The sequence below is a fragment of the Mycobacterium sp. genome (assembly GCF_044223235.1).
Taxonomy (GTDB): domain Bacteria; phylum Actinomycetota; class Actinomycetes; order Mycobacteriales; family Mycobacteriaceae; genus Mycobacterium.
Window position 1 is genome coordinate 331,487 of sequence record NZ_JBGAME010000001.1, and the last position, 14,748, is coordinate 346,234.

3 protein-coding genes are annotated in these 14,748 nt (G+C 71.0%); all 3 read left to right on the forward strand.

The features are described from left to right. Positions 1 to 112 precede the first annotated feature (112 nt). The 3 genes from ADBZ6K_RS01490 to ADBZ6K_RS01500 are packed head-to-tail and all read left to right on the forward strand — an operon-like array spanning position 113 to position 14,744. Positions 113 to 4,987, forward strand: coding sequence for an SDR family NAD(P)-dependent oxidoreductase (locus ADBZ6K_RS01490; protein WP_526344044.1), 4,875 nt, complete (start codon positions 113 to 115; stop codon positions 4,985 to 4,987). Next, a complete protein-coding gene (locus tag ADBZ6K_RS01495; protein ID WP_526344045.1) occupies positions 4,984 to 10,311 on the forward strand; it encodes a type I polyketide synthase in 5,328 nt (1,775 codons plus the stop codon). The genes ADBZ6K_RS01490 and ADBZ6K_RS01495 overlap by 4 nt, the downstream gene beginning before the upstream one ends. Continuing rightward, the gene (locus ADBZ6K_RS01500) at positions 10,308 to 14,744 is read left to right on the forward strand and encodes a type I polyketide synthase (RefSeq protein WP_526344046.1); all 4,437 of its coding nucleotides are present in this window, start codon (positions 10,308 to 10,310) and stop codon (positions 14,742 to 14,744) included. The genes ADBZ6K_RS01495 and ADBZ6K_RS01500 overlap by 4 nt, the downstream gene beginning before the upstream one ends. Positions 14,745 to 14,748 lie beyond the last annotated feature (4 nt).

Consider the following 14,748-nt stretch of genomic DNA (forward strand, 5'->3'; position numbering starts at 1 on the left):
GCCGGCCCCGCCGGGTGGTGTACCCGGCGACGGAAACGGTGAGAGTTGAAGGAAAGGTTGTTCCCATGCCGATGGTGGATTCGCAAGGCTCAGACCCGCACGAGGTGACGGCATGACGGCTTCATTTGACGAGGCCGCGCTTCGGCACTGGCTGGTCGACTATCTGGTGACGAACATCGGCTGCAGCCCCGACGACGTCAACCCCGACGCCTCCATGCACGACCTGGGTGTCGGCTCGCGCGACGCCGTCGTGCTGTCCGGTGAGCTGTCCGAGCTGATGGGCAGGCCGGTGTCCCCGGTGGAGTTCTGGCAGCACCCGTCGATCAACGGGCTGGCCCGCTTCCTCAGCGGCTCCGAACCCGAATCCGACGTCCCGGTGCCGGACCAGAACCAGCGCTTCGGCGATGAGCCGATCGCGATCATCGGCATGGGCTGCCGCTTCCCCGGTGACATCTCCGACCCGGAGGCGTTCTGGCAGTTCCTCGCCGACGGGCGGTCCGCAGTGACGGAGGTGCCACCGGAGCGCTGGTCGCCATTCGACGACGGCTCGCCCGAGGTGGCCGCGGCGCTGGCGCGCACCACACGATGGGGATCGTTCCTCAGTGACATCGACGGCTTCGACGCGGACTTCTTCGACATCGTGCCCAGGGAAGCCGCGAAGATGGATCCCCAGCAGCGGCTGTTGCTCGAAGTCGCTTGGGAGGCTTTGGAACACGCGGGCACACCGCCGAGTTCCCTGCGTCATTCCCAGACCGGCGTGTTCGTCGGCGCAAGCACCCCTGACTACGGGTATCTGGCGTCCAGCGACCTGCCCTCGGTGGACGCGTGGAACAACGTCGGCGCCGCACTGAGCATTATCGCGAACCGTCTTTCCTACCTCCTCGACCTGCGCGGCCCGTCGATGACGGTGGACACCGCGTGCTCGTCCTCGCTGGTCGCGGTGCACCTCGCGTGCCAGAGCCTGCGCGCGGGGGATTCCAATCTCGCCATCGCCGCGGGGGTGAACCTGCTGTTGTCGCCCGCGATCTTCCACGGCTTCGACCAGGCGGGCGCCTTGTCGACGTCGGGTGGGTGCCACGCGTTCGACGCCAGCGCCGACGGGTTCGTCCGCGGCGAGGGGTGCGGCGTCACGGTGCTCAAGCGGCTTTCCGACGCCGTCCGCGACGGGGATCGGGTGCTGGCGGTGATTCGCGGGTCGGCGGTCAATCAGGACGGCCGGTCCAACGGGCTGATGGCTCCCAACCCCGCGGCGCAGATGGCGGTGCTGCGCCTGGCCTACACCAACGCGGGGCTGCGCCCGGACGAGGTCGACTACGTGGAGACCCACGGGACCGGCACCCTGCTCGGCGACCCCATCGAGGCGCGCGCCCTCGGCACGGTCCTCGGCCGCGGACGCGCGCAGAGCGCTCCGCTGCTGATCGGCGCCGTCAAGACGAACCTCGGACACCTCGAGTCGGCAGCGGGCGTCGCGGGCTTCATGAAGGCCGTGCTGGCCCTGCAGCGTGCCCAGGTGCCCGCAAACATGGGTTTCGAAACACCCAATCCGCACATCCCTTTCGACAAGCTGCGGCTCAAAGTCGTTGCCGAGGAGACGGATTGGCCGTCGACGGGCCGCCCCCGACGGGCAGGCGTTTCGTCGTTCGGGTTTGGCGGCACCAATGCGCACATCGTGCTCGAGCAGGCGCCCGAACCCGTTGCGGCCCAACATGAACCGGAGTTCGAGCCGCCGGTGACCACAATCGTGGTTTCGGGTAAGTCCGCGGAACGCATCGCGTCGGCGGCGGGCTCGCTGGCCGGCTGGATGGAAGGCAACGGCGCAGGCGTCGAGTTGACCGAGGTCGCCCACACCCTCAACCACCACCGCGACGGCTACCCCACGTTCGCCACGGTGTGTGCGCGCGACCGCGCCCAGGCGGTGGCGGGTCTGCAGGCACTCGCCTCCGGAACCGCCGCCGAGGGCGTCGTCGGCCCGCACGACGGTCCGTGCGGCCCCGGCACGGTGTTCGTGTACTCCGGTCAGGGCTCGCAGTGGACGGGGATGGCCCGGCAGCTGCTGATCGACGAACCGGCCTTCGCGGCGGCGATCGACGAACTGGAGCCGGCGTTCGTCGCCGAGGTCGGCTTCTCGCTGCACCAGGTGATCGCGGGCACCCAGCCGGTGAGCCCGAATGGTGAGGTGAGCCTGAACGGGAGCGATCGGCCCGCACCGTCGTCGCGCCGCGCGGCGGCGCGGATGGCCGCGCGGGCGGGAGTGCGTGCCGCGCGCGACAACGAACTGCGTGGCGACGCCCGGGTGCAGCCGGTGCTGATGGGTCTGCAGCTGGCGCTGACGAAGCTCTGGCGGTCCTACGGGGTGGAACCCGACGCCGTCATCGGCCACTCGATGGGCGAGGTCGCCGCGGCCGTGGTGGCAGGCGCCCTGACCGTCAACGAGGGACTGCGGGTGATCGCGATCCGGTCTCAGCTGATGTCACGGCTGGCCGGCCAGGGCGCGGTGGCGCTGCTCGGCCTCGACGCGGACGAGACCGCGGCGCTGATCGCCGACCATCCGCAGGTCACCCTCGCCGTCTACTCCTCGCCGCGGCAGACGGTGATCGCGGGACCGCCCGCCGAGGTCGACGCCGTGATGGCCACGGTGCGCGAGCAGAACCGGTTCGCCAACCGCGTCAACATGGAAGTGGCGTCGCACAACCCGATCATGGATCCGATCCTGCCGGAATTGCGTGCGGCACTTGCCGATCTGAACCACCGGACCCCGGCGATCCCGATGATCACCACCGTCTACGACGACCCGAGCGTGACACCGGTGTTCGACGCCGACTACTGGGCGGCCAACGTGCGCAACGCCGTTCGGTTCACCCAGGCCGTCACCTTCGCGGCCGACGACCACCACACCTTCATCGAGATCAGCCCCCACCCGATGATGAGTCAGTCGATCGGGGAGACCCTGGCCGATCGCCATCACCACACCATCGCAACGCTGCGTCGTGACACCGACGACACCCGCACGTTCCACACCAACCTCAATGCCACGCACACCGGCCGCCCGCCGGCCACGCCCCATCCGCCGGAACCGCACGTGAAGTTGCCGACCACGACGTGGCATCGGAGCCGCCACTGGGTCAACGTGCGGCGTGCCCTGAGCGCGGCACGGAGCACCGAGACCGTCGGTTATGCGGCCCCGGGAGCCGGCGAGGCGTTCCCGCCCACCTGGTATCACGCCATGGCGTGGCCGGAACGCGCGTTGCCTGCGGCCGAGTCGGCCAGCGGTGGCCGGTGGCTGGTGATCGGCGCCGCCGCGCTCGCCGCCGAGATCACCCGCGGTGCGGGCGCCGACGCTCGGGTCACCGCGGTGCCCACCGCACTGCTGGACGCCGACGGCGACCCGGCTGCGCTGGCGCAGGCGCTCGCCGGTGTCGACAGGGTGCTCTACGCACCGGATGTCGCCGCAGCGGATACCGATCCGGCGGCGGGGTACCGCCTGTTCAACGCGGGCCGGCGGCTCGCCGCGACACTGGCGGCGACGCCGTCGCCCGCCCGGATGTTCCTGCTCACCCGCAACGCCCAGCCGCTGGAAGAGGGCGATCGGGCCAATCCCGGCCATGCGGTGCTGTGGGGCCTCGGTCGCACCCTGGCGCTGGAGCACCCCGAGATCTGGGGTGCAGTGATCGACCTGGACGAGTCGGTGCCCGCGCAGGTGGCGGGCCGATACGTGCTTGCCGAAGCGGGCGGCGACGGCGAGGACCAGGTTGTGTACCGCGCCGGTGCGCGCCGCGTCCCGCGGTTGCGCCCGGCCGCCGCACCCGCGGCACCGGCGACCCGGCTCGACAAGGACGCCTGCTATCTGGTCGTCGGCGCCACCGGCAACATCGGGCCCTACCTGATCCGGCAGCTGGCGGACATGGGCGCCGCGACCATCGTCGCGGTGTCGCGGAACCCGGGGAGCCGTCTGGACGAGGTGGCCAACAGCCTTCCGGAAGGCTCGTCGCTGGTGACCGTGGCCGCCGACGCGGCCGACGAGGCCGCGATGACGGCGCTGTTCGACCGCTTCGGCGCGGATCTGCCCCCGCTCGGCGGCATTTTCCTCGCGGCGTTCGGCGGCGGACCGGTGACCCTGCGCGATATGACGGACGACGACGTCACCGCGATGTTCCGGCCGAAGCTGGACGTGCTGTCGGTGCTGCACACGCTGTCGCTGGGGCAGCCGCTGACGCACTTCGTGCTGTTCTCGTCGATCTCGGGACTGCTCGGCTCGCGCTGGCTGGCCCACTACACGGCCACGACCACCTTCCTCGACACGTTCGCCTACGCGCGCCGGGCGGCCGGGCTGCCCTGCACCGCCATCAACTGGGGCCTCTGGAAATCCCTTTCGGACACCCAGAGCGACGAGGAGGTGCGGGTGACGCTGGAATCCGGACTCGAGCCCATGCCCGACGACGTCGCCATCCGGGCGCTGGGGACCGTCGCAGGCCCGGGGTCACCGGCCGGCGCCACCATCGTCGCGGCCGACTGGAACCGGCTGGCGACGGCCTACCACACCCGCACCGCGCTGCGCATCGTCGAGGATCTGCTGCCGCTGGCGGACGCCGGTGAGATCACGCCGGGAGCCAGCACCGAGTTCCTCGACGCGTTGCGCGAATGCGAACCGGAGGGCCGCCGAGATCTGTTGACCGACCGCGTCGTCACGCTGGTGGCGGCGGCGATGGGACTGGATTCGCCCCAGTCGCTGGACACGTCGGTGGGATTCTTCCAACTGGGCATGGATTCACTGATGAGTGTCACGCTTCAGCGGTCGCTGAGCGCGAGCATCGGGACATCGCTGCCCGCGTCGGTGGTCTTCGACTATCCGAGTGTCGACGCGCTGGTCGGCTACGTGGCCACCACGCTGCCCGATCTGATCGAGGCGGCAGGCGAGGAGAGCGTCGACGACTACGACAATCTCAGCGAAGTCGAACTCCTCCAGCAACTTTCGGAAAGGCTGGGATGAGGACTGCATTCAGCCGGATCTCCGGCATGAGCGCACCGCAGCGGACCGCGCTCGTCGAGCAGTTCGACAAGGCGTCGCGGATCGCCTCGGCCGAACCGGTGGCGGTGGTGGGCATCGGTTGCCGCTTCCCCGGTGGCGTGGTCGGGCCGGACAGCTACTGGGAGTTGTTGACCGAGGGCCGCGATGCGATCGGCGAGGTGCCGCCGGACCGCTGGGACGCCGACGCACTCTACGACCCGGATCCCTTCGCGCCGGGGCGGATGGCGTCGAAGTGGGGCGGGTTCATCCCCGACGTCGCGGGTTTCGACGCCGACTTCTTCGGCATCTCGCCGCGCGAGGCGGAGTCCATGGATCCCCAGCAGCGCGTATTGCTCGAGGTGGCCTGGGAGGCCCTCGAGCACGCCGGCATCGCACCCGACAAGGTCGGCGGGGTCAGGGGCGCCGTCATGATGGGGGTGTACTACTCCGAGTACCAAGCGATTTCGGCCATCGACCCGGACAGCATCGACGCGTACTCGGCGACCGGAAACGCCCACAGCGTCGCGGTGGGACGGATCGCCTATCTGCTCGGCCTGCGCGGCCCCGCGGTCGCGGTCGACACCGCGTGCTCATCGTCGCTGGTGTCCATCCACCTGGCCTGCCAGAGCCTGCGGCTGCGGGAGGCCGACCTCGCGCTGGCGGGCGGGATCAACCTCATCCTGCGACCGGAAACCCAACTCGCACTGTCGAAGTGGGGCATGCTCTCACCCCGTGGCCGGTGCCGGTCCTTCGATGCGGGCGCGGACGGCTTCGTGCGCGGTGAGGGTGCGGGCGTCGTGGTGCTCAAACGGCTCACCGACGCGGTGCGCGACGGCGACCAGGTGCTTGCGGTGGTGCGCGGATCCGCGGTCAATCAGGACGGCCGCTCGAACGGCCTGACCGCGCCGAACGCACCTGCGCAGCGCGACGTGCTCACCCGGGCGCTGCGCTCCGCGGACGTGACGGCGGCTTCGGTCAACTATGTCGAGACCCACGGCACCGGCACCGGTCTCGGCGATCCGATCGAGTTCGACGGGCTGGCCGCCATCTACGGGCAGGGCGAGGGCCCGTGTGCCCTCGGCGCCGTCAAGTCGAACTTCGGCCATCTCGAAGGCGCCGCGGGGATCGCCGGATTCATCAAGGCCGCATTGTCGGTGCAGCGCGCCGCGATTCCGCCGAATCTGCATTTCACGCAATGGAATCCGTCGATCGATGCGTCCTCGACGCGGCTGTTCGTTCCGACGCAGCCCGTCGAGTGGCCGCAAAGCTCAGGTCCGCGCCGCGCCGCGGTGTCGTCGTTCGGCCTCGGCGGGACCAACGCTCACGTGGTGCTCGAACAGGGCCCGGATCCGGCGGGCGCCCCGGCCGAGCCGCAACCCACGATCACGACGCTGGTGGTGTCGGGCAAGACATCCGAGCGGCTGGCCGCAACGGCGGGGATGCTCGCGGACTGGCTGTCCGGCGACGGGGCCACGGTGCCCCTTGCCGAGGTGGCGCACACCCTCAACCACCACCGCACCAGGTATGCCACATCGGCCTCGGTCAGCGCAGGCGACCGCGCGCAGGCGGTCGCCGGACTGCGCACGCTGGCCACGGGCGGGTCGGGCCCCGGCATCGTCGAACCGCGGGACCGCACGCCCGGCCCTGGCACCGTCTTCCTGTACTCCGGGCAGGGCTCGCAATGGGCCGGGATGGGCCGCCGACTGCTCTCCGAGGAACCCGCCTTCGCCGCGGCGGTGGACGAGCTGGAACCGCTGTTCGTTGCAGAGACCGGCTTTTCGCTGCGCGGCGTGCTCGAAGCGGGTGAGCCGGTGGTCGGCATCGACCGGATCCAGCCGGTGCTGGTGGGCATCCAGCTGGCGCTGACCGAGCTGTGGCGCTCGCGCGGGGTGGAACCCGATGCGGTGATCGGACATTCGATGGGCGAGGTCGCCGCGGCCGTGGTGGCCGGCGGGCTCACCGCCGCCGACGGTCTCAAGGTGATCGCCACCCGATCGCGGCTGATGGCCCGGCTGTCCGGGCAGGGTGCCATGGCGCTGCTGGAGCTGGACGCGGCCGCGACCGAGGCAGTGATCGCCGACGGCGGAAACGCCACGGACAACGTCACGCTGGCGGTCTACGCATCGCCCGAGCAGACGGTCATCGCGGGGTCGCCCGAACAGGTCGACGCCGTGATCGCGGCGGTCTCCGCGCAGAACCGGCTGGCCAGGCGCGTCGAGGTCGACGTGGCGTCCCATCACCCGACGGTTGACCCGATACTGTCCGAATTGCGCAGTGCGCTGCAGGATTTGGCGCCGATGGTGCCGAAGATCCCGCTGCTGAGCACCGTGGGCCACACCGGCGGCGAGGCGCCCGTATTCGACGCCGACTACTGGGTGGCGAACCTGCGCAATCCCGTCCGGTTCGCCCAGTCGGTCACCGATGCGGCCGCCAGCAACCCCGAGGCGCTCACGTTCGGCACGAATCTGGCCGCCGTGCGGCCGCCCGGTGCGACCCATACCGCCGGTGCGACGCACGCCACTGGTGAGTGCGGACGCCTCGTGGACATCCCGCATACCTGGCTGCACACCCGCTACTGGGTCAAGACCCGGCCCGCCGGGCAGGGATTGTCCGGCGCGCATCCCCTGCTGGGCGCCCACGTCGAACTGCCGTCGGGCCGTGACCACATCTGGCAGGCGCAGGTGGGGACCGACCTCCACCCGTGGCTGGCCGACCACAAGGTGCACGGCCAGGTGGTGATGCCCGCCGCCGGTTTCGCGGAGATCGCTCTGGCCGCGGGCAGCGAAGCGCTCGGCCTGCCCGCCCAGTCCATCGTGCTGCATCGGCTCGAGGTCGAGCAGATGCTTCCGCTGGACGCGTCGACGCAGCTGACCACGCAGCTCACCAGGACCGCCGACGACGAGCTGCGGGTCGAAATCCATTCCCGCGCAACGGGTGGCGGCTGGACCCGCCATGCGGTGGCCCGGGTCGAACCGGGTCAGCAGTCGGGTCCCGGGGAGGCTCCCATCCGGTCCGCAGAGGCGGGCGACGCCGTGGCGGTCCCCGACTTCTACGCCGCGCTGCGCCGCACCGGTGCCTATCACGGTCAGGCGTTCGCGGCGTTGACGCGGATCGTCCGGGCGCCGGGCGGCTCCGCGGAGACCGACATCGTGCTGCCCGACGAGGCGGCGCCCAGCCGCAGTTTCCTGATCCATCCGGTGATGCTCGACGCGGCGCTGCAGACCCTGGCGGCCTCCGCGCCGTCGGAATCGGTGACGGATTCCGGTGAGGTCACCTACCTGCCCGTCTCGATGGAACGGGTGCGCCTGTTCGGCGAGGTCGGGCGGCGGGCCCGCTGCCGCGCCGAGATGACCAGCCTCGGCGACGACGGTGCCGGCAAGCTGGGCCGCATCGTTCTGATGGACGAGGCGGGCACGCCGACCGCCGAGATCACCGGGGTGTATCTGCGCCGAGTCGAACGGCGGACGGTGCCGCTGCCCCTGGCGCAGAAGGTCTTCGACACCACCTGGGTGAACGCCGCGCTGCAGGGCGGGGCGGAGTCGACGGGTGCCCCCGCGGGCAGCTGGCTGGTGCTGTCGGCCGATCGCGATGCCTCAGCGCTGGTCACCGAGTTCGTCTCGAAGTTCGGCTCGCCCGACCGGCGGGTGATCAGCGAGGACCTGTCCGATGAGGCCGCGGTGCTCGCCGCGTTCGCCGAGGCCGCGGCGGATCCGGCCCTGCCGCCCGTCGGCGTGGTGATCTTCGCCGGGCAGGGTTCATTCACCGGCACCGGCACCGGGGATCCGATCGCCCCTGCGCGCGAGATGATCTGGGCCGTGTCGGCGACCGTGCGTGCGCTGGCGGGCGGCTGGCACGGAAAGTCGCCGAGGCTGTGGGTGGTCACCCGCGACGGTCTGCCCGTGCAGGGCGGCCAGGCGGGCGACCCCACCGCGGGTGCGCTCAAGGGTCTGATCAGGGTGCTCGCCTACGAGCACCCGGACCTGCACGCGGCCGTCGTCGATCTGGACACGGCCCACGAGCCCGTCGTGACCCTGGTGACCGAACTGGGTGCGGCGAGCAGCGATGACGTGATCGCCTGGCGTGGCGGGCAGCGCTACGTCGAGCGGCTGTCCCGCGCGACGCTGGGCACGGATGGCCCCGGTCGCGTGGTCCGCCGCGACGGCTCCTACGTCGTCACCGGCGGTCTGGGCGGCCTCGGCCTGGTGGTGGCCCGATGGCTCGTCGACCGCGGCGCGGGACGGGTGATCCTCAACGGTCGATCCGATGCGACCGAGGAGCAGCGAGCCGGCCTGGCCGCGCTCGGGGACCGCGTGCAAATCGACTACGTGGCAGGAGATATCGCCGCGGCGGGGGTGGCCGAACAGCTGGTGGCCGCGGCCGAGGGGACCGGGCTGCCGCTGCGCGGCGTGATCCACGGGGCCGCCGTGATCGACGACGGTCTGGTGGCCGCGCTGGGCCGCGACAGCCTCGAACGTGTGTGGGCACCGAAAGTCGGTGGCGCCCTGCGGCTGCACGAAGCCACCGCGACGCGAGAGCTCGACTGGTGGGTCGCCTTCTCGTCGGTGGCCTCCCTGCTCGGATCGCCGGGCCAGGGGGCCTACGCCTCGGCCAACGCGTGGCTCGACGCCCTCGTCGCCTGGCGCAGGGCGGCGGGTCTGCCCGGGCTGTCGATCAACTGGGGCCAGTGGTCCGAGGTCGGTGTGGCCCGCGCGCTGAAGTTCAACGTGCTCGATCCCATCAGTCCCGCCGAAGGTACCGAGGCGCTTGAGGTGTTGCTGGCAGGCGACCTGGGCAGGGCGGGCGTCGCGCGGCTGCGTCTGGACCGGGCGTCGGCCGCCTTCCCCGAGATCCGCGAACTCGGCTACTTCGCGAACGTGATCGCCGAACTGGACGCGGTCACCGACGGCGGTGACTGGCCGGGCCCGGAGGCGCTGCGTGAACTGGATCCCGCGGAGGCCCGCCGGGTCATCATCGACCGGCTGCGCGAACGGATCTCGGCGGTCATGGGCTACGCCGACGGCGCGGCGATCCAGGACACCCAGCCCCTGATCGAGCTGGGTATGGACTCGCTGATGGCCGTGCGGATCAGGAACACCGCCCGCGGGGACTTCGGGGTGGAACCGCCGGTGGCGCTGCTGCTGCAGGGCGCTTCCCTGCAGGACCTGACAGCGGAACTCATTGCACATCTCGGCCTGACCGGACAGGACTCCGGCGGGCCCGCGCACGGACTGGGCGATCGAGCCCGTCAACGTGCCGCAGCGCGGCAGCGGGCCGCGACGCAGCGAAAGGCAGGACAACGCACGTGAACAGCCTCGGATCCGGGTCGAACCCGGTGCCGGCCAACGCCATTGCGATCGTCGGCATGGCGGGACGATTCCCCGGTGCCGATTCGGTGTCGGCGTTCTGGCGGAATCTGCGCCGGGGCAAGGAATCGATCGTCACCCTGTCGGAGAACGACCTTCTCGCCTCCGGTGTCGGCGAGAAGGCGCTTGCGACACCGGCGTATGTGCGGCGCGCGGCCCTGCTCGACGACATCGACGCGTTCGACGCGGAGTTCTTCGGCTTCACCCCGCAGGGCGCCCGCATGCTCGATCCCCAGCACCGCATGTTCATGCAGTGCGCGTGGCACGCGCTGGAGGACGCCGGCTGCGAACCGGCGGAATTCGACGGCGCCATCGGGGTTTTCGGAACCAGTTCGGCGAGCGGCTATCTGCTGCACAACCTGATGTCCCACCACGACCCCAACCGAATCATCGGCCAGGGCGCCAGCTTCGACATGATCAACCTGTCGTTGCAGAACGACAAGGACTATCTGGCCACCCGGGTGTCGCATCAGTTCAATCTGCGCGGCCCGGCGCTGTCGGTACAGACGGCGTGCTCGTCGTCACTGGTCGCGGTGCACCTGGCGTGCCAGAGCATCCTGAGCGGCGAATGCGATATGGCGCTGGCGGGTGCGGCGTCGGTCCGGGTGCCGCACCGCGTCGGATACTGGCACGAACCCGGCTCGATGGTGTCGGCGACCGGTCACTGCCGCCCGTTCGACGTCAGGTCCGACGGCACCATCTTCGGCAGCGGGGTCGCCGTCATCGTGCTCAAACCCCTGCAGGACGCCCTCGACGACGGAGACCGCATCCACGCGGTGATCAGGGGGTCGGCCGTCAACAACGACGGATCGACGAAGATGAACTACGCGGCCCCCAACGCCGCAGGCCAGGCCGAGGTCATCGCCGAGGCCCACGCGGTGGCCGATATCGACTCGTCGAGCGTCAGCTACGTCGAGACGCACGGGACCGGCACCCCGCTCGGGGATCCGATCGAGATCGAAGGGCTGCGGCAGGCGTTCGCGCTGTCCGGGGCGGTCAGGTCCGGCCCGTGTGTGCTCGGTTCGGTCAAGTCCAACATCGGCCACCTGGAGGTGGCCTCCGGGATCGCCGGGCTCGTCAAAGCCATTCTGTGCCTGGAGAACCGCGGCCTGCCCGGCACCCTGCACTACACCAGCCCCAACCCGGAGCTGCACCTCGACCGCAGCCCGTTCGAGATACGCGCGCAGTACAGCGACTGGGAATGGGACGGCCCGCGCCGCGCCGGGGTCAGCTCGTTCGGAGTGGGCGGCACCAACGTCCACATCGTGCTGGAAGAGGCGCCGGGGACGCCGGCCGCAGCCGCCACGGACGGCCCGCAGGTTCTGCTGCTGTCGGCGCGGACGCCGGAAGCCCTCACGCACGCCCGCGGTGCCCTGGCCGCCGAACTGGCCGACCCCGCCGACGTGTTCGTCATGGCGGATGTCGCGTCCACCCTCGCGGGTCGCCGCAAGGAGAACGTCCGGCTGGCCGCGGTGGTCGGCGATCAGCAGCAGGCAGCGACCGTGCTCGGCGCGCCCGACCACGAGAACGTGTTCGTGGGCGACGCCGTCACGGCCGATCCGGAGGGGGGCCACGACCGGGTCGCCTTCCTGTTCCCCGGGCAGGGCGCTCAGCACGTCGGGATGGCGCGCGGCCTGCACGAGGCGGAGCCCGTCTTCGCAGAGCACTTCGATCGGTGCGCGGCCGGGTTCGCCGACGAGATGGGGATCGACCTTCGCGCAGCGATTTTCGAGGGCACCGGGCGCGACCTCGAACGCACCGAACTCGCCCAGCCCGCGCTGTTCGCGGTCGAGTACGCCCTGGCGAAGCTGATCGAGTCCTACGGGGTCAGGCCCGCCGCGATGGCGGGCCACAGCATCGGCGAATACGCCGCGGCGACGATCGCGGGGGTCTTCGATCTGCCGACCGCGATCAGGGCGGTCTCGGTGCGCGCGCGCCTGATGCACGCCGCACCGGCGGGTGTCATGGTGGCGGTGGCGCAGAAGCCGGATGCCATCGCCGAGTACCTCACGCCCGACGTCGACCTCGCCGCGGTCAACGATCCCGGCAGCTGCGTCGTCGCGGGGACCGACGCGAGTATCCGCGAGTTCCAGAGCCGGCTGGCCGGACACGGCATCGTCGCTCGCCGGGTCCGCACGTCGCATGCGTTCCACTCGCAGCTGATGGACGGTGTGGTGGAGGAGTTCACCGCGTTCCTGTCCCGCCTGACGCTGCGCGAACCGCAGATTCCGTTGCTGTCCAACATCACCGGGACCTGGATGACCGGCGATGAGGCGACCGACCCCGCGCGGTGGGCCCGCCAGATCCGGGCCACGGTGCGGTTCTCCGACGAGATCGACGTGCTGCTGGGCGCCGCGTCCCGCGTTCTGGTCGAGGTCGGCCCCGGCGGCACGCTGACCGCATCGGCGGCGCGGCACTCGCGGTGGTCGCCGCAGCACCGCGCCGTTCGGCTGATGCGCCACCATGCCCAGAACCGCGACGACCGCGATGCATTCCTGCTGGCGCTGGGCCAGCTGTGGTCGGCCGACGTCGACGTCGACTGGACGCCGCTCGCGGCGGGCCGCGCACCGCACCGGGTGACGCTGCCTGGCTATCCCTTTGAGCGGCAGCGGCATTGGGTGGAGCACCGGGCCAGGGTGTGGGATGAGGACGGCGCGCCCGGAAACGTGCAGGCCGGGCCGGCATCGCAGGCCGGGTCGGCCGATGGACATCCGGGCGCCAACGGCAAGCCCGGACTGGAAGCCACCCTGCAGCGGATCTGGTCGCAGTGTCTCGGCATCGGTTCGGTGGACCCGAACGCGAACTTCTTCGAACTGGGCGGGGATTCGCTGATCGCCATCAGCGTCGCGATGTCCGCGGCCAACGAGGGGCTGGAGTTGACCCCCCAGGACCTCTACGAGAACCAGACCGTTGCCGGGCTCGCGGCGATCCTCACCGCCAGGTACGCCGAAGGCGGCCTGGCTCACCAGTCGCCGAAAGACGTTGCGCACCCGCCGGTTCCGCCGAGCATCGAGTACTTCCTGGAGCGGGGCCTGCGCGACCGGGGTCAATGGTGCACGCCGCTGATCCTGCAGCTGCGCAGCGACGTCGGGGTCGACGACGTCCGCGCGGTGCTCACCGCCGTGACCGACGTGCACGACGCCCTGCGGCTGCGGCTCGTCGAGCGGGCGGGCACCTGGGAGCAGCACCTCGGCGAGGCGGACGAGTTCGCGGCGCTGGGCGAACGAGCGCTGCCCGCCGAGGCGGCAGCCGGCAGCGAGCAGGAGCGTGACGCCGTTCTCGGCATCCTCGCCGAGCGGCTCCGCGACCACGATCTGTCGAGCGGCCCGTTGAGCGCCACCTACATCCGCGGTGCGGAGGGCGGTCCGGGGTATCTGGCGCTCGGCCTGCACGGGGCGGTGAGCGACGACGCGTCGCGCGACATCCTGCTGGCCGACATTTTCACCGCATTCGGCCAGCGGCTGTCCGGGGCAGACATTGCGCTGCAACCGGTCACGACGTCCTGGCGGGAGTGGTCACAACGCTGCGCGGAACTCGGGGCGCATCCCGCGGTGCTGGACAGCCGGGAGTACTGGCTGGAGTCCGCGACCGCGCCGACGGTAACCATCGCCGATTCGGGGGACCTTGACCGGCCCGCGGCGAGCGATCTGGAGCGGGTGGCCTCGGCGCTGACCGCCGAGCAGACCAGCGGCCTCGACGACGCCCGCGGCAGCCTGCGGTCGCCGATCGAGGAGATCCTGCTCGCCGCGCTGGCCCGCGCCGTCGCCACCACAGTGGGGGAGGGCGCGCTCGGCGTCGACCTGGTGGGGTCGAGCAGGCCGGTGCTCAAACCCGACGTCGACGTTCGCAGGACGGTCGGTGCGTTCACCACCGTCTATCCCGTCGCCCTGCGCTGCACGGCCGACCACACGAGCGTGCGGGATCTGGTGGGCGACGTCCACGACACGCTCAAGGCCGTCCCGCACCACGGAATCGGCTACGGACTGCTGCGCTACCTGTATGCCCCGACGGCCCGGGTGCTCGGCGCGGCGCGGCCGGCCGACATCCATTTCTCCTACCTGGGCACGGTTCCCGAACTGGCGTCGGCGCTGTCCGACGACGCTCCGGTCCGGTTCGACACCGACACCGCGATGCCCGCGCGTGAGGCGATCCCCGGCCTCGGCCACGCGATCGAGCTGCGCATCTACCGGTCGCGCGGCGAACTGCAGATGGATTGGTGGCATGACACCCGGCGCGTCGACCGCGCCGCGGTGCAGGCGCTTGCCGGGGCGTTCTCCGCCGCCGTGGTGGAACTGTCCACCGCTGCCCTGACGGAGGACGAGATCGACTCACTCGGTGAGGAACTCGTCCTGGTTGACCTTTCGAGCGACGGGTGAGTCG

Excerpts from the sequence above, each read along its gene's own strand:
- ADBZ6K_RS01490 (WP_526344044.1), top strand. The coding sequence starts at position 113 with ATGACGGCTTCATTTGACGAGGCCGCGCTTCGGCACTGGCTGGTCGAC.
- ADBZ6K_RS01495 (WP_526344045.1), top strand. The coding sequence starts at position 4,984 with ATGAGGACTGCATTCAGCCGGATCTCCGGCATGAGCGCACCGCAGCGG.